General features: G+C 67.8%; 12 protein-coding genes. 6 read left to right on the top strand and 6 right to left on the bottom strand.

The features are described 5' to 3' along the window. Window positions 1-64 precede the first annotated feature (64 nt). The gene (locus tag KZX46_RS13765; protein WP_219774469.1) at window positions 65-2,794 is read left to right on the top strand and encodes a TonB-dependent receptor; all 2,730 of its coding nucleotides are present in this window, start codon (window positions 65-67) and stop codon (window positions 2,792-2,794) included. On the opposite strand, the gene KZX46_RS13760 is transcribed toward KZX46_RS13765, so the two are convergent. Genes KZX46_RS13760 through KZX46_RS13745 form a run of 4 tightly spaced genes read right to left on the bottom strand, consistent with a single transcriptional unit; the run spans window position 2,791 to window position 7,947 of the window. Beyond that, window positions 2,791-4,323: a sulfotransferase gene (locus KZX46_RS13760; protein WP_219774468.1), complete on the bottom strand. Its 1,533-nt coding sequence runs from the start codon at window positions 4,321-4,323 to the stop codon at window positions 2,791-2,793. The genes KZX46_RS13765 and KZX46_RS13760 overlap by 4 nt on opposite strands. Window positions 4,324-4,377: 54 nt before the next feature. Then, window positions 4,378-5,763: a mannitol dehydrogenase family protein gene (locus KZX46_RS13755; RefSeq protein WP_219774467.1), complete on the bottom strand. Its 1,386-nt coding sequence runs from the start codon at window positions 5,761-5,763 to the stop codon at window positions 4,378-4,380. After that, window positions 5,760-7,160 (bottom strand): glucuronate isomerase, encoded by a 1,401-nt coding sequence (gene uxaC, locus KZX46_RS13750; protein WP_219774466.1) that lies wholly within the window; start codon window positions 7,158-7,160, stop codon window positions 5,760-5,762. Before uxaC ends, KZX46_RS13755 begins: the two co-directional genes overlap by 4 nt. A 1-nt stretch (window position 7,161) precedes the next feature. Beyond that, window positions 7,162-7,947 (bottom strand): FadR/GntR family transcriptional regulator, encoded by a 786-nt coding sequence (locus KZX46_RS13745; protein ID WP_219774465.1) that lies wholly within the window; start codon window positions 7,945-7,947, stop codon window positions 7,162-7,164. Window positions 7,948-8,047: 100 nt separating this feature from the next. Between KZX46_RS13745 and manD the strand changes: the two genes are divergently transcribed. Both manD and KZX46_RS13735 read left to right on the top strand, forming a co-directional pair. After that, complete coding sequence (gene manD, locus KZX46_RS13740; RefSeq protein ID WP_219774464.1) at window positions 8,048-9,256, top strand: D-mannonate dehydratase ManD; 1,209 nt, start codon at window positions 8,048-8,050, stop codon at window positions 9,254-9,256. Next, entirely contained in the window at window positions 9,257-10,216 is a 960-nt protein-coding gene (locus tag KZX46_RS13735; RefSeq protein WP_226895961.1) for a sugar kinase, read from the top strand. It abuts the gene before it with no gap. Between the two features lie 4 nt (window positions 10,217-10,220). On the opposite strand, the gene KZX46_RS13730 is transcribed toward KZX46_RS13735, so the two are convergent. Continuing rightward, complete coding sequence (locus KZX46_RS13730; protein WP_219774463.1) at window positions 10,221-12,875, bottom strand: glycoside hydrolase family 2 TIM barrel-domain containing protein; 2,655 nt, start codon at window positions 12,873-12,875, stop codon at window positions 10,221-10,223. Window positions 12,876-12,983: 108 nt separating this feature from the next. Between KZX46_RS13730 and KZX46_RS13725 the strand changes: the two genes are divergently transcribed. The 3 genes from KZX46_RS13725 to KZX46_RS13715 are packed head-to-tail and all read left to right on the top strand — an operon-like array spanning window position 12,984 to window position 17,943. Next, window positions 12,984-14,243, top strand: a complete 1,260-nt coding sequence (locus KZX46_RS13725; protein WP_219774462.1) for an MFS transporter — start codon at window positions 12,984-12,986, stop codon at window positions 14,241-14,243. Continuing rightward, window positions 14,240-16,651: a TIM-barrel domain-containing protein gene (locus KZX46_RS13720; RefSeq protein WP_219774461.1), complete on the top strand. Its 2,412-nt coding sequence runs from the start codon at window positions 14,240-14,242 to the stop codon at window positions 16,649-16,651. Before KZX46_RS13725 ends, KZX46_RS13720 begins: the two co-directional genes overlap by 4 nt. Beyond that, a complete protein-coding gene (locus KZX46_RS13715) occupies window positions 16,648-17,943 on the top strand; it encodes an MFS transporter (protein WP_219774460.1) in 1,296 nt (431 codons plus the stop codon). Before KZX46_RS13720 ends, KZX46_RS13715 begins: the two co-directional genes overlap by 4 nt. Window positions 17,944-18,066: 123 nt before the next feature. Here the strand turns inward: KZX46_RS13715 and KZX46_RS13710 are convergent, their stop codons facing one another. Further along, on the bottom strand, window positions 18,067-19,962 hold the full coding sequence (locus KZX46_RS13710) for a TIR domain-containing protein (RefSeq protein WP_219774459.1): 1,896 nt from the start codon (window positions 19,960-19,962) through the stop codon (window positions 18,067-18,069). Between the last annotated feature and the right edge of the window lie 978 nt (window positions 19,963-20,940).

The raw sequence follows: 20,940 nt of genomic DNA, 5'->3' as shown, positions 1-20,940 counted from the left end.
GACCAAAGGACCGGCAATGGTTCTACGAATGTATTGAGCGGGCAGACTTTCAAGGGGACACATCATGAGATTGCACCGGCATATTCTGGTCGGCTCGGCGAGCAGCCTGGCGATCATCCTCGGCACCGCGCCGGCGCTTGCCGCCGACGCGCCGATGCCCGACGAGATCGTCGTCACCGGCGTCCGCGCCAGTCTTGAGCGCGCGATCGACCTCAAGCGGACGAGCGACAATCATGTCGAAGCAATCTCAGCCGAAGACATCGGCAAGCTGCCCGACAAGAACGTCGCCGATGCGCTCCAGCGTCTTCCGGGCCTGAACACATCGTCGGCATCAAGCGGCGAAGGCGGCTTCGACGAGAACAACCGCGTCTCGATCCGCGGTACTTCCCCCAGCCTGACGCAGGTCACGATCGATGGTCACTCGGTTGCGACCGGCGACTGGTTCGTCCTCGACCAGTTCTCGACCGTCGGCCGTTCGACCAGCTTCGACCTGCTCCCGTCGGAGATCGTATCGGCGGTCATCGTCAGCAAGACCCAGGACGCGTCGCTGCTCGAAGGCGGCGTCGCCGGGTCGATCGACCTGCGCCTGCGCAGCGGGCTCGACCTCAAGAGCACGTGGACCGTCGAGGCATCGGCGCAGGGGGCGTACAATACCCAGAGCCACGAGACCAAGCCGCAGGTCAACGCGCTGATCGGCTGGCACAACGACGACAACACCCTCGGCGTCATCGTCCAAGGCTTCTACGAGGAGCGCAGCCTGCGCCGCTATGGGCAGGAGACGCTCGGTTATGGCGCGATCACCGCAAGCAACGCGACCGGCGCGGCGATCCCGTCGCTCGTCGGCGTCCAGGCCCCGACGCTGATCGGATCGACGCTGTTCACCCAGCAGCGGCGGCGCGAAGGCGGCGTGGCGACGGTCGACTGGAAGGCGACCGACAAGCTCGAATTCAAGGCGAGCGGATTTTACTCGTACCTCAACGCGAGCAACGTCAACGACAACTACCTCTACTGGGGATCGCGCGAACTCGATCGCAATGTCCCCACCAGCTACACCGTCAAGAACAACACGCTCGTCGCCGCGAGCTTCCCGCTTGTCGCGACCTCGGGTCCGTTCACGGGCCAGCCGATCGAGGGCATCGTCGCCGACAATATCGTCCGGCCAGACGCCAATGCCGCGAGCTGGTTCGCCAATCTCGACGCGACGTACAAGGCGTCCGACCGCCTGACGATCAAGGGCCAGGTCGGCTACACCCGCGGCACCGGCCGCACCCCGTCGTCGCCGTTCTTCGAGGTCGATGCCCCGACCGGCGTATCGTACGGACCATCGGGCAACGGTTTTGCCGTCACCACGGCGAACATCAACCCGGGCAGCCCGGTCGGCGTGTCGAACGACTTCGCAATCAACGAGACGTTCACCTCGACCGACCAGGAAGCCTACGGCAAGCTCGACGCCAATTACGACATCAGCAGCGGCGCATTCCGCTCGATCGATGCCGGGGTTCGCATCGCCGAGCACAAGCGCCAGACCGTCGGCTGGGATCGTGGCTGCACGCTGGGCGCCGACGGCCAATGCTATAGCGCCGGGCTGTTCAACTTCGCCGGGGTCAACCCGACGCTCTACCCGGGCGGGTTCAACGCCAACGCGCTCGGCATTCCCGGACTGCTGATCCCGCTCGCGGGTGACCCGGCGACGATCACCAAGGTCATCAACAACATCGCCGGCGGCGTTCGCGGACCGATCTCGGCGATCGTCCAGCCGCAGAACGAATACTGGCCCGGCGAATTCAAGGTCAAGGAGACCGACGTCGAGGGCTATATCCTGGCCCACATCGGCGGTGAGGGCTGGCGTGGCAACGTCGGCCTCCGCGTCGCCAGCACCAGCGAACGCGCCTTCGTCAACGTCCCCGTGTCGTGCGCCCCGGCGACGGCGACGGTGCCGACGACGTGCGCAGCCAACGTCATCACGACGTCGGCGTACGGCCCGTTCTACATCAACGAGGTCAAGCACAATTACGTCGACTTCCTGCCGAGCATCAACCTGACCTTCGACATCTCGCAGAAAGTCCTGCTCCGCCTCGCCGCCGCCGAGACGATGTCGCGTCCCGACTTCAGCGCGCTCGGCGGGACTGTGTCGCTGACCGATACCAACTTCACCGGCAGCGGCGGCAACCCCAACCTCCGCCCGATCAAGGCAACGGTGTTCGACGGCTCGCTCGAATATTATTACGCCCCCGCGGCGCTCGCGGCGATCAGCGTCTTCCACGACGACCTGCAGTCGTACGTCACCTTCGGCACGAGCGTCGGCAATTACTTCACCCAGCTCGACAACAAGTTCCACGACTATACGATCTCGTCGCCGACCAACACCAGCGGCCAGCTTTCGGGCGTCGAGCTTCAGCTCCAGCAGCCGATCGCGTACGGCTTCGGCTTCCAGGCGAACGGAACCTACGTCAACGGCCACGAGAGCTCGGGCGCGCCGCTCGTCGGCACGTCGAAGTTCACCTACAACGTCGTCGGCTACTACGATAAGGGCCCGCTCAACGTCCGGCTCGCCTACACCTACCGGTCGCATTACTTCGTCGGGCTCGATCGCAGCTCGGCCGAGAACCAGAGCAATTACGGCACGCTCGACGGCTCGGCCAATTTCGCGATTACCAAGAACCTGACGCTGACGGTCGATGCGCTCAACATCACCAACGCCAAGCTGAAGTATTACGCCCAGACCACCGACCAGCCGCGCGCGGTATACGCCAACGGCACGCAGGTGTTCTTCGGCGTCCGCGCGAAGTTCTAAGCGGGCGGATAGCCGAACGCCGCGACCCAGCGGTCGAGGCGCGGCAGCACCGGGGCGAGATCGGCGGAATAGGCCCGCCACCGCCCGACCCCGCGCCGGTTGATCCCGGCGCGGACCTGCCGCGCGCTCGGTGTGCGGACATCGCGGCGGGCGGCGGTCCCGACGAAATCCACCATCGCGGCATGGGCTGCGAGCCCGATAAACGCCGCCACCCGCGCGACCTCGGCGGCGAGATCATCGACGAGCGCTTCGTGCCGAACCTCGAACAGCGGCAGCGACGAGCGTGACCGGTACGCGGCCGCCATCGCCATGACCGCGTCGTAGCACTCGGCGGTCGCATCGAGCGACGTGAAAGCATAGGTCATCGCGTTCATCTGGAAGGCGTTGCGGAAGCAGCTCAGGACGACGTCGCGCGGATCGCGCAACGCGAACAGGATCCTCGCCTCCGGAAATAGCCGCGCGATCAGCGGCAAGGTCAGTGTCCCAGCCGGTGCCTTGTCGACGAAGCTCTTGCCGCGGACATCGACGTCCTCGGCCACGGTCGCCCAGTACCGCGCGCGCCAGCGGTCGGCCTCGACGCCGCTCAGCGCTGCCAGCCGCGAGCAGCCTGCGTCGTCGGCGAGGAATTCGGCATAGTGATCTGCCAGCGTCGGCGCTTCCTCGAGCGCGACGACGTCGGGGTGCCCCGCCAATATCTGTTCGAGCAGCGTCGTCCCCGAGCGCGGGAAGCCGATGAGGAAGACATGCGCGGCGGCCTCGCCCGGGATCGCGGCCACACGCGGCGCGCCGGTCCACGCCGCCGTGGGGGCCGCCCCCCACCACGCGCCGAGCCGCGCCGACTTGGCCGCCTCGCTCTCGCGGCTCGCGGCAAGTTCGGCGTACAGGCGGCGGGCGAGCGCCTTGCCCTCCGCCGCCGCCGCGAACGCCGCCGCAGGATCGTCGAGACCGTCGAGGATCTCACCGAGCAGGAGGAGCGCCTCCGACCGTTGGGCGTCGTTGAGGCCGGGGGTCTCCGCCAGCGCCGCCGCATCGTCGCGCGCCGCCGCGAGATCGCCGGCCGCGAGCGCGAGCCGCGCCGCCGTCCATTGCACATCGAGGCGTGCGCGATCAGGGCCGGTGATCGTCGCCAGCACGGCGGCGGCTTCGGCACTCTCCCCCGCGTCGACGTACAGCGCGATACGGCCGAGCGCAGCGGCGATGCAGCCGGGGTCGAGGCGCAGCGCTTTGTCGTACAACGCCGCCGCAGCGTCGGGTTGGGCGAGACTGCGGTGGACGGCGGCCTTGCCACACAGCAATTCGGCCGACCCCGGCGCGCGCGCGATAGCCTTGTCCCAACTCGTCAGCGCCGCGTCGGGCTGCCGCGCCGCGACCTCGCATTGCGCCAGCCCCTCATAGGCTTCGTAGCGCTCGGGCCGTGCCGCAATGGCGCGGCGAAAGCCGGTGATCGCGGCAGCGAACTGGCCTTGCTGCCCAGCTTGCGAGGCGGCGACTAGCAACGCCAGATACGCTTGATCGCCCGCGTCGCTCATCTGTCCCCTCGAACCACGACGCTTCTCGCGCGAAACCGGTGCCGTGGCAAAGCCTCAGCCGGTCGCCAGGCTCGCAGTGATCGCCTCGCGCTCGGCGTCCGATGCGATCCACCGCTTGGCGAAGCGCCCATGCTCGCCGAACAGCGCGCCGACCACCCCCGCGCGCCCGGCGCTTTGCCAACACGCGGCGAGTGCCCCCGCATCGGGGTCGTCGACCGTGTGCCCCTCGCCGCGGACGTAATCGACCCACGCCGCCAGCGCGCGCAGGATCGATGGACACTCGCCGCCAGCCGCCCGACGCGCCGCGAGCGTCTCGAGCCAACGCTGCGGGATCTTCTGCGACCCATCCATCGCGATCTGCGCGAGGCGATGATTGAGCGCGGGGTTGGCGAAGCGCGCCATCAGCGCGGTCGCATAGCGGCCGAGGTCCTGCCCCGGCGCGGGGACGAAGCTGCCCGCCGCCTCGTCGCGCATCAGCCGCTCGACGAGCGTCGCGATCGCCGGGTCGGCGACCGCCTCGTGGACGAAAACATGACCGCGTGCGAGGCCGAGATAGGCGAGCGCCGAGTGTGCGCCGTTGAGCATCCGCAGCTTGGCGATCTCATACGGCGCGACATCGGTGACGAACTCGGCACCCCCGGCCTCCCAGCGCGGCCGGTCGCCGGCGAAACGGTCCGCGATGATCCATTGGCGGAACGGCTCGGCGATGACGGCGGCTTCGTCGCGGACGCCGAGGCGCGCGGCGATCGCGGTGCGGTCGGCCTCGGTCGGTGCGGGGACGATGCGGTCGACCATCGTCGACGGGCAGGTGCAATTCTCCGCGACCCACTCGGCGAGCGCCGGGTCGCGCGCGGTCAACACGGTCTGCAGCAGGCGTTCGAGCTGCCGCCCATTGCCCGCGAGATTGTCGCACGAGATGAGGGTCAGCCCCCCTGCCCCGGCGTCGCGGCGGCGCGCGAGCCCGTCGGCGAGAAACCCGAAGATGCTGATCGGTTTTCCGCCCGCGAGGTCGGGCAGCGCCGGGTCGAGGCTGCCATCGGACGCGCGCCAATAGCCCTTCTCGGTCACCGTCAGGCTGACGATGCGGGTCGCGGGCGCGGCGATTGCGGCGACCACCGCGCCGGGGTCTTCAGCGGCGACGAGGACACGGCGGACCGCGCCGATCAGGCGGGTGATATCGCCACCGCCGTCGCGCTCGGTGACTGTATAGAGTCCGTCCTGCGGTGCGAGCGCGTCGCGCATCTCGGGCGACCGCAGCGAGACGCCGGTGATCGCCCAGTCGCGGTCGCCCGCGTCCATTGCGTCGTCGGTGTAGACCGCCTGGTGCGCGCGGTGGAACGCGCCGATGCCGAGATGGACGATGCCGCTTTCCTGCGCATCGCGGTCATAGGCCGGGCGCTGGACGTCGGCGGGGAGCACGACTCCCCGGCCCAGCCTCATAATTTATACGCTCGCTTGGCGAGGGTGTAGCTGAGGTCGACCGCAAGTTCGGCTGCCTCCCAGTCCTCGAGCCGGTGCTCGGCGACGAGGCCCGCAAGGAACCCGCAATCGATCCGCCGGGCGACGTCGTGGCGCGCCGGGATCGACATGAAGGCGCGGGTGTCGTCGTTGAAGCCGACGGTGTTGTAGAAGCCCGCGGTCTCGGTGACCTGCTGGCGGAAGCGGCGCATCCCCTCGGGGCTGTCGTGGAACCACCACGCCGGACCGAGCCGCAATGCCGGATAATGCCCGGCAAGCGGGGCAAGTTCGCGCGAATACGACGTCTCGTCGAGGGTGAAGAGGATCAGCGTGAGCCGGGGGTCGTTGCCGTAGCGCGCGAGCAGCGGTCGCAGACCGTGGACATAATCGGTCGCCATCGGAATATCGGCGCCCTTGTCGCGGCCGAACCGCGCGAACAGCGACGGGTTGTGGTTGCGGAACGACCCCGGGTGGAGCTGCATGACGAGGCCGTCGTCGACGCTCATCCCCGCCATAACCGTCAGCATGTGCGCGCGGAACAGCTCGGCGTCGGCGCGGCTGACGGTGTCGGCGGTGACACGGGCGAACAGAGCCGCGGCGTCGGCGGGTGATAGGTCGGCGGTCGCGGCGGTCGGATGACCGTGATCGGTCGACGTCGCTCCCATCGACGCGAAAAACGCTCGCCGCTGGCGGTGCGCAGCGAGATAGCCGTCGTAGCCGAACGCATCCTCGCGGGTCAGGTCGGACAGGCGCGCGAGGTTGGCGCGGAAGCCCTCGAACTCGGGGTCGACGACGGCATCGGGGCGGTAGGCGGTGACGACCCGTCCGCTCCAGCCGCTCTCCTGGATCGCGCGATGGTGGTCGAGGCTGTCGAGCGGCGATTCGGTCGTGGCGATGACCTCGATGCCGAAGCGGTCGAACAAGGCGCGCGGGCGGAAGGCGGGGGTCGCGAGCGCCGCGCCGATCGTGTCGTAATAATGGTCGGCAGTCGCCGCTTCGAACTGGACGTCGAGGCCGAACGCCTCGGCGAAGACCCAGTCGAGCCACAGCCGCGTCGGCGTGCCGCGGAACAGGTGATAGTTCGCCGCGAAGATCGCCCATGCCGCGCACGGATCGACCGACCCGCCGCCGATGCCAAGCGATTCGAGCGCGACGCCCTGGCTGTAAAGCATGCGGAAAACATAGTGATCGGGCTTGAGCAGCAGCTCGGTGGCGTTCTCGAACGCCGCATCGGTGGCGAACCACGCCGGGTCGGTATGGCCGTGCGGGCTGATGATCGGCAAATGCGCGACCTGATCGTAGAGCGCGCGTGCGATTCCGCGCGTTGCCGGGTCGGCGGGCAGCAGGCGATCGGGGTGAAGGATAAGCGGGCGCGTCATTTTAGGATTCCGTCACGGCATAGCGCGCGCGCTTGGTTTCCGCCGCCTGGCGCGCTTCGGCGATCGCACGCTCCTCGGTAGCAAACAACAGGCTGTCGAGCACCGCGCTGAGATGCGCGCGCATCGCCGCCCGCGCCGCCGCGGGATCGTGTGCACGCAGGGCATCGAGCACGGCGGTGTGTTCGTCGACGACCGGCTTGACGTTGGCGGTCCGCGCCTTGGCGTGGAGCAATGCGCTTTCGGGAGAAGTCGAACGTAGCCGCCACAACTCCTCGACGGTGTTGAGGACTGCGGTGTTGCGTGTCGCCCGGGCGATTGCGATGTGAAAGGCACGGTCGGCCTGTTCAGTGCCGCCGGCGCGGCGATTCTCGTCGGCGATCTCGTCGACCAGCGCCTCGAGTTCAGCGATTTCGGCGTCGGTGATCTGCGTTGCGGCGAGCGCCGCCGATTCGCCCTCGAACAGCAGCCGGGCCTCGGTGAGTTCGAACGCGGTGATGTTAAAGCCGGGAATGTCGTCCGCCCCGGGGAGCCGCCGGACATAGGCGCCCGAGCCGACGCGGACTTCGACGAGGCCCTGGACCTCGAGTGCGATGATCGCCTCGCGCACCGTCGGGCGGCTGACGGCATAATCGGCGGCAAGCTCGCGCTCGGCAGGGAGCCGGTCACCGACCTTGTAGGCACCCGATGCCAGCGACGCGAGCAGCTTGCGCGCCAGCTCGCGGTAGAGCCGGTCCGGCTCAGATGTGGCGGGTTGCCGCCCGCGCTTGTCGAGGGTCACGAGAGCCATTAAACAGGCCTTACCAATTTGTCCGAACTTGACAGGCCACACTCGGCACGTCAAGTTCCTGGATAATTACTTGAATGGTCGGCCGGGGGCAATCGAGCGCATGAAGATCACCGACGCCAGGGTCATCGTTACATGCCCGGGGCGCAACTTCGTCACACTCAAGATCGAGACCGATCAGGGCGTCTACGGCATCGGCGACGCCACGCTCAACGGGCGCGAACTCGCCGTGGTGTCGTACCTCCGCGACCATCTTGCGCCGTGCCTCATCGGACGTGATCCGCGGCGGATCGAGGACATCTGGCAATATGGCTATCGCGGTGCCTATTGGCGGCGCGGCCCGGTGACGATGGCGGCGATCGCGGCGGTCGACACGGCGTTGTGGGACATCAAGGCGAAGATGGCGGGGATGCCGCTGTACGACCTGCTCGGCGGCAAAAGTCGCGACGGGGTCATGGTCTACGGCCACGCCAACGGTGCCGATCTCGAGCAGACCGTCGACGAGGTCGGGCGCTACATCGGGATGGGCTACAAGGCGATCCGCGCGCAGTCGGGCGTGCCGGGATTGAAAGATGCGTACGGCGTCGGGCGCGGCACGATGTACTACGAACCCGCCGACGCCGCGCTGCCGACCGAGACGGTCTGGGACACGCGCAAGTCGTTGAATTTCGTCCCCAAGCTGTTCGAGAAATTGCGCGCGACGTACGGCTTCGACCATCACCTGCTCCACGATGGCCACCACCGCTACACGCCGATGGAGGCCGCCAACCTCGGCAAGGCGCTCGAGCCGTACCAGCTGTTCTGGCTCGAAGACTGCACCCCCGCTGAGAATCAGGAGGCGTTCAAGCTGGTCCGCCAGCACACGACGACACCGCTCGCGGTCGGCGAGATCTTCAACACCATCTGGGACTGCAAGGACCTCATCCAGAACCAGCTGATCGATTATATCCGCTGCACCGTTGTCCGCGCCGGCGGCATCACCCACCTGCGCCGCATCGCCGACTTCGCCGCGCTATACCAGGTCCGCACCGGCAGCCACGGCGCGACCGACCTGTCGCCGGTGACGATGGGCGCGGCGCTCCATTTCGACACATGGGTGCCGAACTTTGGCATCCAGGAATACATGCGCCACACGCCCGAGACCGACGAGGTCTTCCCGCACGCCTATTCGTTCGCCGACGGATATCTCCACCCCGGCGATGCAATTGGACACGGCGTTGACATTGATGAAACCATAGCAGCACGCTATCCGTATAAGCCCGCATATCTCCCCGTCGCTCGTCTCGAAGACGGAACACTTTGGAACTGGTAGATGCGAATCTGCGTCGCTGGCGAAGGCATGATCGAAGTCGCGCGGGGCGCGGGCGGCGCGGCGCAGATCGGCTATGGCGGGGACACGCTCAACACCGCGATCCATCTTGCGCGTTGCGGGCGTGACGTCGCTTACGTCACTGCGCTCGGCAGCGACCGTGAAAGCCTCGATCTGCGGCGAGAGTGGAAGAGCGAAGGCCTCGACACCACGCTGATCGCGACAGACCCGGTGCGCGGTCCGGGCCTCTACATGATCCGCACCGACAGCGGCGAGCGCAGCTTCACCTATTGGCGCGAACATAGCGCGGCGCGACAGATGTTCGACCTGCCCGCAAGTGCGGCGATGCTGGCCGCCGCCGAGCGGGCCGACTGGTTCGTCTACTCGCTGATTACGCTCGCGATCCTGCCCAAGCTCGCGCGCGGCCGCCTGTTCGATGTCTGCCGCCGGGTCCGGGCCAACGGCGGCCGCGTGGTGTTCGACGGCAACTACCGCCCGCGACTGTGGCCCGATGTCGCAACCGCGGTGGCGGCGCGCGATGCTGCGCTCGAATGCTGCGATATCGGCCTGCCGACGCTCGACGACGAGCGCGCGCTCGGGGCGCGCGATGCGGCAGATGTCGCGCGTCACTGGATCGCGCGCGGCTGCCGCGAGGTTGTCGTCAAACTTGGTAGCGAAGGCTGTCGCCTCGGTGACGGCAGGATCGTCGCCCCGCCGGTGGTGCTTTCGCCGATCGATACCAGTGGCGCGGGCGACGCCTTCAACGCTGCGTATATCGACGCGCGCATCGACGGCGCCGACCCAACGACCGCAGCGCTGGCAGGGCATCGCCTCGCGGGCTGGATCGTCCTGCAGTCGGGCGCAATCCCGGCACGAACGTCGATAGCGCCGTATCCCGAGAGTCGGATCGGACTGGCTCCGCAATTGGCGTCATTCCGGCAGCCAGCCGGGATGACCAGCTAAGCAGCTACCGCGGCATCACGTCGATCGCCGCGACGACCGCCGGGCCGCCGACGCCGGCAAAATCGAGCGTGAGGTGGCCGTCGCGCACCGTCACCGGGATCGACAGCGCCGCCGCCTTGAGCACTCCCCCCGCCGCCTTCGACGGATTGTAGCCAGTGACGCCCTTGCCGCCGCTCGTCGTGACGGTGAAGCTGCGCGAACCGGCCAGCGCCTCGTTGGGTTCGAAGGTCGCCACCGTCACCGTCCAGCGGCCGTTCGGGATCGGCAGGTCGTAGCCGAACGATCCTTCGCGGTAATAGTCGTACGCCGTCAGGTCGCCCGCGCCGGTGACCACTTTCTTTACCTGTTTGCGAGTGTCGCCGAAGCCGGCACGGACATTCAACTGCTTCGCGGTGCCGCCCGTGAAGAAGGTGTCCGATCCATGACGGACGCCGTCGGGCCCGAGCCGGGCGGCGAGGTCGCCCGCGTCGAGGTGAAAGCCCTTGGCGAGATCGGGTCCGTTCCATGTCACGCTGTCGGTCCGCATCGCCCCGCCGATCTCGGCGGAGACCATGACGGCGTTCGCGCCCGGCTTGAGCGCGACGTTCGGCCAGACGCAGATCCGATCCGGGCACGGCTGCGATCCAATCGCGACGCCATTGACCGTCAACGCGACCTTGTCGGCGTTGCTGTAGACGCGGACGTTCGTCACCGGATAGGCGCGATCGACGTAGCGGCTGCTGGTGATGTGGAGCGTTGGCTCGGACGACCAGTTGGCGCGATAGAAGTAGAACGCGTCCTTCTTGATCTTGCGGTCATAGGTGACCAGCCCCTTGTCGTTGAGGTCGATCGCGTCGCCCTCCTGTCGCAGGTCCGACGAGAAATCGAACAGGTTCCACACCCAGTCGGCGAACAGATATTTGCGGTCCTTGAGCGCTTTCCACGATTCCTCGTGGTACCAGCTCTCGAACTCCTCGGGGTGCGGGCGGCCGAAGGTGCTGACCGGGCCGCCGAGCGGATTGTCGCTGTGCTGCGACAACGCCCCGCCCGCGCCATACTCGCTGACCGACATCGGCACCGTCGGGTGCTTCGCGTGGAAATGGTCGAGCTTCGGACCGAATTCAGCGGGCTTGCCGTAATACCAGCCGTAATAGCGGTTGTAGCCCATCAGGTCGGTCGCCCCGGCGAGCATCTGCTGGCCGGGGGGCGAGCGGTCGCCGCTTTCCTCGCAGCAATCGGCAAAGGTCGTCGGCCGCGACGGATCCTCCGCCTTCGCCAGCGCAGCGAGGTCCTTGAGGAGCCCGAGCGACTGCGGCGCCTTGCTGCTGCGCCCGAAGTTCGCGCCGATATCGACTTCGTTACCAACCGACCACATCATGATCGACGGGTGATTATAGTTCTGCCGGATCAGCTCGGTGAGCTGCTCGCGCGCGTTCGCGGTCAGCGCCGCCGATGCCGCCTCGCCGTCGCCGAACGACACGCCGTTGACGAAGGGGATTTCGGCCCATGCGACCATGCCGGTCTTGTCCGCCGCATCGTCCCATTCCTGCGCGTGCTGGTAATGCGCCATGCGGACGGTGTTCGCCCCCATGTCGGCCATGATCGCCATGTCCTCGGCATGGTCGGCCGGCGACAGCGCCCAGCCCTTGACCGGGCGATCCTGGTGCCGCGCCGCGCCGACGAGCTGCAGATATTTGCCGTTGAGCGAAAAGCCGTCGTTGACGTCGACGTGGAAGGTGCGGATGCCGAGCGGCTGGACGACCTTGTCGATCACCGCCGCGCCGTCGCGCAGTTCGACCCCGACTGTGTACATGTACGGGTCGGCGCGGCCGTTCCACAGGTGCGGCTTGGGCACGTTCAACGACTGGCGCGCATCGCCGGTCGCGGCGAGCGTGACGGGCATCGTCGTCGTCGCGACAGTCGCGCCCGAGGCATCGGCGATCGTCGTGACGACGCTCAGCTTTTGTGCGCGGCCGGCGTTGCGGAGGCGGGTGACGACCTCGACCTCGGCGCGGTCGGGGGTAACCGACGTCGCCTTGGCATAGACGCCCGGCCCGCCGTGATCGAGCAGGTCGATGCTCGCAGGCCCGGCGCTGATCAGCGCGACCTTGCGATACAGCCCGCCGAAGATGAAGAAGTCGCCGCCCAACGGGATAACGTTTTCGGTCGAGCTGCCCGGTGCGGGCTTCGAATTGTCGGCCTTGACGACGATCAGGTTCGGCGCACCCGGCTTGAGCAGCGACGTGACGTCGAAGCGGAAGCGCGAGAACGCGCCCTTGTGCTCGCCCGCGCGGGTGCCGTTGACCCAGACCTCGGCGATGTTGCCGACGCCGTCGAACTGGAGATATTGCCGCCGCCCGGGAGCAGCTGCGGGGGCGGTAAAGCCGAGCCGGTACCAGCCGATACCCTGCGAATTGTTCGTTTCGGGCGAGCGGACGGTGGCGTACTCACCGAGCCGGTTCCACGTGTGCGGCAGGTCGACCGACTGCCATTTGTTGTCGTCGAAGCCGGGAGCAGTGATTCCGGTCGCATCGCCGCCGAAGCGGAAGCGCCAGCCGTGGGCGAGGTCGACCGCCTCGCGGCCCTCGGTCGATACGGCGGTCGCCGCCATGGAAGGCGTTGACAACGGGGCCGTTCCGGCCAGCAATGCAGCCACGACAAGCTGCCGGTAAATCCTCATCGAACGTGCCTTCCCCAAGACTGGTCAGGCCAATATAGACAGGCGATCGAGACTGGTCTACCGCTTCGTTCAGCCTGGGGAGGCGTGATTGATCGCAACGCCGACACCATGACCGTCCGTCGCATCGCGCACCTCCGCTGGTGGATCGTCGCGCTGATCTGCCTCGGCACGATCATCAATTACCTCGCGCGGAACTCGCTCGGCGTCCTCGCGCCGCAGCTCAAGGCCGATTTCGGCTTCACCACGCAGCAATACAGCTACGTCGTCGGCGCGTTCCAGCTCGCCTACACCGTCATGCAGCCGGTGTGCGGCTACATCATCGACCTCGTCGGGCTGCGCCTCGGCTTCGCGCTGTTCGCGGTGGTGTGGTCGGTGTCGAACATGCTCCACGCCTTCGCCGGCGGCTGGCAGAGCCTCGCGGCATTCCGCGGGCTGCTGGGCTTGAGCGAAGCAGCGGCGATCCCGTCGGGGATTAAGGCGATTGCCGAGTGGTTCCCGGCACGGGAGCGATCGGTCGCGGTCGGCTGGTTCAACGCCGGGACGTCGCTCGGCGCGTTGCTCGCCCCGCCGGTCGTCATCGGCATCAGTTATTATTACAACTGGCAGGCGGCGTTCGTCGTTACCGGCGCGCTCGGCCTCGCTTGGGCAGGATTGTGGTACGCCTTCTACCGCTCGCCTGCCGATCATTTCGCCATCACCCCCGACGAACTGACGCTGATCGAGGCCGACCGCCCCCCGGTTGTCGCCCACGCCAAGGTCTCGCCCGCCGCGATCCTGTCGACCGCGCGCTTCTGGGCGATCGCCATCCCGCGCTTCCTCGCCGAACCGGCGTGGCAGACCTTCAGCTTCTGGATCCCGCTCTACCTCGCCACCGAGCGCCATATGGATCTGAAGTCGATCGCGCTGTTCGCGTGGCTGCCGTTCCTCGCCGCCGACATGGGCGGGGTGTTCGGCGGCTATCTGTCGCCGATCCTGATGCGCCGCGGGCTCAAGTTGATCCCGTCGCGCGTCGCAGGCGTCGCGATCGGCGCGGTGCTGATGATCGCGCCGGGGTGCATCGGGTGGGCCACCGGGCCGTATCTCGCGATCGCCTTGTTCTGCGTCGGCGGCTTCGCGCACCAGATGATCTCGGTGATGATCAACACGCTGTCGGCCGACGTCTTCACCCCCGCCGAGGTCGCGACCGCGAACGGCTTCGTTGGCATGGCGGGGTGGACCGGCGGGCTGATCTTCTCGCTGGCGATCGGCCAACTCGCCGATACACTGGGCTATGGTCCGTTGTTCGCCTGCCTCGCCGTGTTCGACATCATCGGCGCGATCGTATTGGTGGTGATGATGAAGCGCCTGACCCTGCCGGTGGCCGCATGAGGCGCGCCACCCTCTCCGCCCCGCCGGAGTTCGTCGTCACCGATTTCGGTCCGGGCCGGATTACGCTGAGTAGCGACACCACGGCGGTCGCGCATATCTTCGTCCTTAAGGACGACATCGTCCGGTTGCTCATGCTCCCCGACGGCGCGGTCAAGAGTGCCCCGAGCTGGGCGATCGCGCCCGGAGCCGACGACATCGCCGAGCCGGGGCGCGACCGGATGGACGTGGGCGGCTTCACGCTGCCGCCGTTCACCGTCGACGAGGACGCCGACACGATTACCGTCGCCACCGCCCAGATCCGCCTGACGATCCAGCGCATCGGGCTGCTGTGCCGCTGGGAGCAGCGCAGCGGCGACGGCTGGCGGACGATGGCGGTCGACCGCCCGACGCAGGCGTACGACTTCGGCTGGTGGGACGGCCGCGTCCACCATTATGCGATGCGCCTCAAGGGCGAGCGCTATTACGGCCTCGGCGAGCGGTCGGGGGCGATGGACCGCGCCGGACGCCGCTTCCGCCTGACCAACATCGACCCGATGGGCTATGACGCGCGCGCCTCGGACCCGCTGTACAAATCGATCGCCTATCTCCTGACGGCGCAGGCCGACGGCGCGTGCCACGGCAGCTTCTACGACAATGTCGCGCGGTCGGAGATCGACCTCGGCGCCGAGCTCGACAATTACCACGGCCCCTACCGGCATTTCGCGGCGGCGGGGGGCGACCTCGACCTGTACATGATCGCCGGGCCCGACCCGCTTGGCGTGACCCGCCGCTTCACCTGGCTGACCGGGCGTCCGGCAATGCCGCCGCGCTGGTCGCTCGGCTATTCGGGGTCGACGATGACCTATACCGACGCGCCCGACGCCGACACGCGGATGATGGAGTTCGTCGACGGGCTCGAGCGCCACGACATCGGCTGCACGTCGTTCCATTTCTCGTCGGGCTACACCTCGATCGGCGACAAGCGCTACGTCTTCCACTGGAACCGCACCAAGTTCCCCGACCCCGCCGGGTTCGCCGCCGCCTATGCCGCCGCTGGCCTGCGCCTCGTCGCCAACATCAAGCCCGCCCTCCTCCGCGACCACCCGAAGTTCGCCGAGGTCGCGGCGGCGGGGCTGCTGGTCTCAGACGCCGACGGCGCGCCGGTCGAGGCGCAGTTCTGGGACGAGGTCGGCAGCTACATCGACTTCACCAACCCCGCCGCCGCCGCATGGTGGCGCGGGCAGGTGACGACGTCGCTCCTCGACAACGGCATCGCCGCGACGTGGAACGACAATAACGAATACGAGCTTTGGGACGACCGCGCGCGCTTCGCCGGCTTCGGCACTCCCTACCCCGCCGCCGCTGCGCTGCCGGTGCAACCGCTGCTGATGACCCGCGCCTCGCGCGCGGCGCAGGTCGCCCACGCCCCCGTCGAGCGCCCCTACGTCGTCATCCGCTCTGGGATGGCCGGGCTTCACCGCTATGCCCAGACATGGTCGGGCGACAACCGCACCAACTGGTCTAGCTTGCGCTACAACATCAAGATGGGACTGGGCCTCGCGCTGTCGGGAGTGTCGAACAGCGGCCACGACATCGGCGGTTTCGCCGGCCCCGCCCCCGACGCCGAGCTGCTGACGCGCTGGGTCCAGGCGGGCGTGCTGATGCCACGCTTCAGCATCCATAGCTGGAACGACGACCGCAGCGTCAACGAGCCGTGGATGCACGCGCAAGCGATCCCCGCGATCGCCCGGCTGATGCGGCTGCGGCAGACCTTGGTCCCGTTCTTCTACGACCTGCTCCACCGCTACCATGCCGACTATGAGCCGATCGTCCGCCCCCTGTGGCTCGATCATCCCGGCGACGCCGGCGCATGGTTCGATGGCGACGACCAGCTCCTCGGCCGCGACGTCCTCGCCGCGCTCGTCGTCGATCCGGGAGCATCGGCCCGCCGCGTCCGCCCGCCGGGGAGCGACGCATGGCTCGACGTCTGGACCGGCGCGGTCCTGCCCGGCGGGGTCGAGACCGAGGTCGCAGCGCCGCTTGACGGCCCGCCCCCGCTGTTCGCCCGTGCCGGATCGGCGATGCTCGTCGACCTCGCCGACGGCGGGTTCCGCCCCGGCCCCCGCGACCTCGGCGTCTGGCTGTTCCCCCCGGTCGGCGACGGCGACTTCGCGTGGTCGGGCTTCGACGACGACGGCTCGAGCTACGCCTATCTCGATGGCGATTGCGACCGCTGGACGATCACCGGCACCGCGACCGGCGACGCGCTCCATCTGTCGGTCACGCGCGGCGGACCCCACCGCGCCGAGCCGCCGGGCTTGACGATCCTGCTCCCCCCCGGCGAAATGCGAACCCTCCACAGCGACGGTCACGTCACGCCCGCCGACCGCGATGGCCGTCGCGGCCTCCGCGTCGTCCCCCGCCAATGAACGAGGCAGCGCCCTTGAACCGCACCCAGCCGACCGAGCGATCCCCCGTCGCCGGGCACGTCCGCTGGACGATCGCGGCGCTCCTCTTCTTTGCGACGACGATCAATTATCTCGACCGGCAGGTGCTGGGCGTCCTCAAGCCGACGCTGACGACCGAACTCCATTGGTCCGAGACCGACTATGCCGACATCGTCTTCTGGTTCCAGGCGGCGTACGCGATCGGCCTGCTCGGCTTTGGCCGGATCATCGACCGGATCGGCACGCGGCGCGGCTATGCCGTCGCGATTGGCGTGTGGAGCGTCGCCGCGATCCTCCACGCCGGGGTCCGCAGCGCCGTCGGCTTCGCCGTCGTCCGCTTCACCCTCGGTCTCGGCGAGGCGGGCAACTTCCCCGCCGGGATCAAGACGATCGCCGAATGGTTCCCCAAGCGCGAGCGCGCGCTCGCCGCCGGGCTGATGAACGCCGGGTCGAACGTCGGCGCGGTCATCACGCCGCTGCTCGTGCCGGTCCTCGTCCTCGCCTTCGGCTGGCGGTCGGCGTTCATCGTCACCGGCGCGATCGGCTTCATCTGGCTCGCCGCGTGGCTGATGATCTACCGCGTGCCCCGCGCGTATAAACGCCTCGGCGCCGCCGAACTCGCGCTGATCGAGAGCGATCCGCCCGAACCCACCGCCCCGGTCCGCTGGAGCGCGCTGTTCCGGCTGCGCGCTACATGGGCGTTCGTCGTCGCCAAATTCCTGACCGATCCGATCTGGTATTTGTTCCTGTTCTGGCTGCCCGACTTCTTCGCCAAGACGTACCACCTCGACCTGACGACCTTCGGGCCGCCGCTCGTGGTCATCTTCGTCCTCGCCGATGTCGGCAGCATCGGCGGCGGCTGGCTGTCGGCAACGCTGATCAAGCGCGGCTTCAGCGTCAACGACGGGCGCAAGATCGCGCTGCTGGTGTCGGCGGTGCTCGTCATCCCCGTCGCCTTCGCCAGCGGCGTCAGCAACCTGTGGCTCGCGGTCGCCATCCTCGGGCTCGCCGCCGCGGCGCATCAGGGCTGGTCGTCGAACCTGTACGCCCTCGTCACCGACACCGTTCCCAAGAGCGCGGTCGCCTCGGTCATCGGCATCGGCAGCGCGGCGGGCGCGATCGGCGGCATGATCATGGCGAAGTCGGTCGGCGCGATCCTCGACAGCATCGGCAGCTATCAACCGATCTTCATCTGGGCGAGTTCGATCTACTTGGTCGCGCTGCTGATCGTCCATCTGCTGCTGCCGCGGCTGCGGGTGGTCGCGCCGGATTAACGCGGGAGGTAGCACCGTTGAGCGTCTGCTATGGGGTATAGCGGTCTAACCGCTTTTAGCGCGGGCTGCGTAAGCAAACATTGCGTCTTTTGATCATCGACACGCAGGCACGGCCTACCCCGATCACGGAAACCCGATTTTGGCGAGCCACGCGGCGAACCGCGGGTCGGCGTGCAGCGGGGCGAGCAGCAGGTCGGTTCTGAAGTCGACCAGGCCGGGATCGGCGAGCGTCCACGCACGGTTGATTGCAGCGAACGCCAGGTCGGGCTCGCCGCGCTGGGCGCGGATTTCGGCGATCTGATACTGCGAATCGTCGCTGTAACGGCGGACCAACTCGGCGAGTGCCCGGTCAGACGCTACGGGGTCACCGAGCCGCGCCGCAGCGATGGCATCGAAGGTCAGGCGATACTGATCACCGTCGGGAAGCGTCGCGGCAACAGCGCGCGCTTCGGCATACCCGCCCTTGGCAATCAGGGCCAGCGCGAGCGACAATTTGGCAGCGGCATTGTCGGGCAATCGCGCGCGGGCTTGGCGCAGCGCTGCGATCGCCTCGTCGACACGCCCAGCGCGGAGCAAGATACTCCCAAACCAGGCTTGTGCATTGGGCCGCAACGGATCGAGCGCGAGGGCACGGCCGAAGAGCGCGGTCGCCTCGTCCCCGCGACCTATCAAAGACTGAAAATCGGCGAAGAGACGCAACACCCCCGCATCGCCCGGCGTGGCGCGGTAAGCGGAAGCATAGGCGGCGGCGGCACCACGCAGATCAAGGCGGTTTTCGAGGACGAAGCCAAGCATCGCGAGCGGCACGCCGAGGCCGGGAGCGAGCGCGATTGCGCGGCGCGCGTCCGCCTCGGCCTCGGCCAGTGTCACGCGCAGCGCGGCACCGCCGAGCGTAGTGCCGGCGATAATCGTCGTTGCTTGCGCATGTGCGGCCCGTGCGAGCGCGTAATTGGGGTCGGCGGCGATCGCGGCATCAAACTCCTTTAGCGACGCCTCAGTCTGCTGCTTGGCTCCATGCGCCTGCCCGCGCAGAAAGGCATCGCGCGCTGCCGGGTTGGTGGTGCCGCCGAGCGTCAGCAGCAGCTTTTCTTCGCGGCCCAGCGCAATCTGCAGCGCGTTCGCCACACTCTCGGCGATGCCAGTCTCGATCGCCAGCGCGTCGCCGATGGCGCGGTCGTACATTTGCGACCATCTGCTGATCCCGGTGGTGCCATCGACCAGATCGGCCTTGACCCGGATCGTGTTCCCGCCACGACGAACGCTGCCCGTGAGAATATTGGCAACGCCGAGTTTGTGTGCCGCGGTCTGCGCGTCATCGCTCCGAACCAGTTCTGACGAGGTTCGCGCCGCGACCTTGAGCCGCACAATTGTCGTCAGTGCGCTGCGCAGTTCCTCGGCTATCCCGTCCGAGAAATACGCTTGCGCCGGATCACCCGACAGGTTGGCGAACGGCAGCACGGCGACGCTGTCCTGCGCCGCGCCCGCTCCGCGGTGGAGCGCCCACCAGCCACTGCCGCCCGCCGCCGCTGCCGCGACCGCCACCCCGCCGCCGATGACGAGCCGCCGGTCGACGCCGGATTTGGCCGCGGCCATCGGCACCGCCGCCGGCCGCGGGCGTGGCGTCCCCGCGATCACCGCCCGCGCCGCCGTTAGCAACGCGACATAGCGCGGGTCGGCGCGGTCGCCCCGCCACCCGATCAGCGGTAGCGCTTGCGTCTCGCCGAAGCCAAGCGGCGGTCGCACATCGTCGAACTTGACCGGTAGATAAGCCCCGCGTTCGAGCGCGCGCGTCGCCTCGTCGCGGACGAACGTCCCCTCTGGCCCAGTCGAACGCGTGCTCCACACCACCAGCACGCACTGCGCGGCGTTAAGCTCGGCCTCGATCGTATCGCGCCACGCAGCGCCCCCGCCGAGATGCGCATCCCACCACAGGCCGACGCCATCGGCCTCGAGTGCCGCGACCAACGGTGCAACGCGCTCCCTGTCCTCCGATTTGTACGACACGAACAGATCAGCCAACGCGCACCTCTGCGACTTCGTTACGGCTGCACCGTAGCGGGCCGTCACGGCGCGGCAAGTGACATTGGTGTGCACGCGGGGCTGGGCGAGCCCATAAGCCAAATCGTCGACCGGTATCGGGAACCCCTGGCGGGGTGATGGCTGTCGGAGCAGCCATAGATTCATAGCCTGAGGCCCAGTCGATTGGAACGGCGGCTGCTTATTCGCTGTCCTACATGGGAAATAGGGGGCTACGCTGACGGGTTCGAGTCGGGCTTCGTCAGCGCCGAGCCGTGTTCTTTCTCATTGTCAGCCGCGACCTTTCTCCTCGCCTCCCCTTTAGGGGAGGAGCCGGGGGTGGGGCAGTCGCCACGAGCACTGAGCTTGTGGCGACTGCCCCACCCCCGGGCCACGCCAAGGGGCGTGCCTCTCGCCCCTCCCCTGAAGGGGAGGGGAGGCGAGCGAACTGCCTCGTTCGTGTGGACTTAGTGGACTTCCGAACCGCTGGCGGGTCGACTTCCAACTGCGAAGCCTGGTGCCCCACACGAAATCGTCGTCATCCCTGCCTCCGCGGGGATGACGGACGTAATTTGGGGATCACGATATCGAGCACCAAATCCCGCCGCCGAGGCGCAAAACCCAGTCGTTGTGTGGACTTGTGTAACCTTTGGCACCCGGACCTGCGACTCAAATACGCAACTCGCTGCCGTGTGGACTTCCCCGCAAACAGCGACTCGCTGGCGTGCAGACTTCCGCCGCAAAGCACTGCGCCCGATGCATACTCGTATCCCGGCCTGCGCGAGGATGACGAGATCTGGTGGGAGCGCCGGTGACCTAGCCGGAAATCCGGTCATTCGAGGCCGAAAACCCGGTCGTTGTGTGGACTTGTGTAACTTTACGACCGCAAAGCCCGCGCAAAACCCGGTCGTTCCGTGGACTTGTGTAACCTTCCACGGCCGCGCGACGTCGCCCGCATCACCCCGCCCGGCCCGGCAATTC

The organism is Polymorphobacter sp. PAMC 29334 (genome assembly GCF_019431245.1).
Classification (GTDB): Bacteria; Pseudomonadota; Alphaproteobacteria; order Sphingomonadales; family Sphingomonadaceae; genus Polymorphobacter_B; species Polymorphobacter_B megasporae.
Note: the sequence above shows the minus strand (reverse complement) of the source record. Positions and strands in the feature narration are given on the sequence as shown.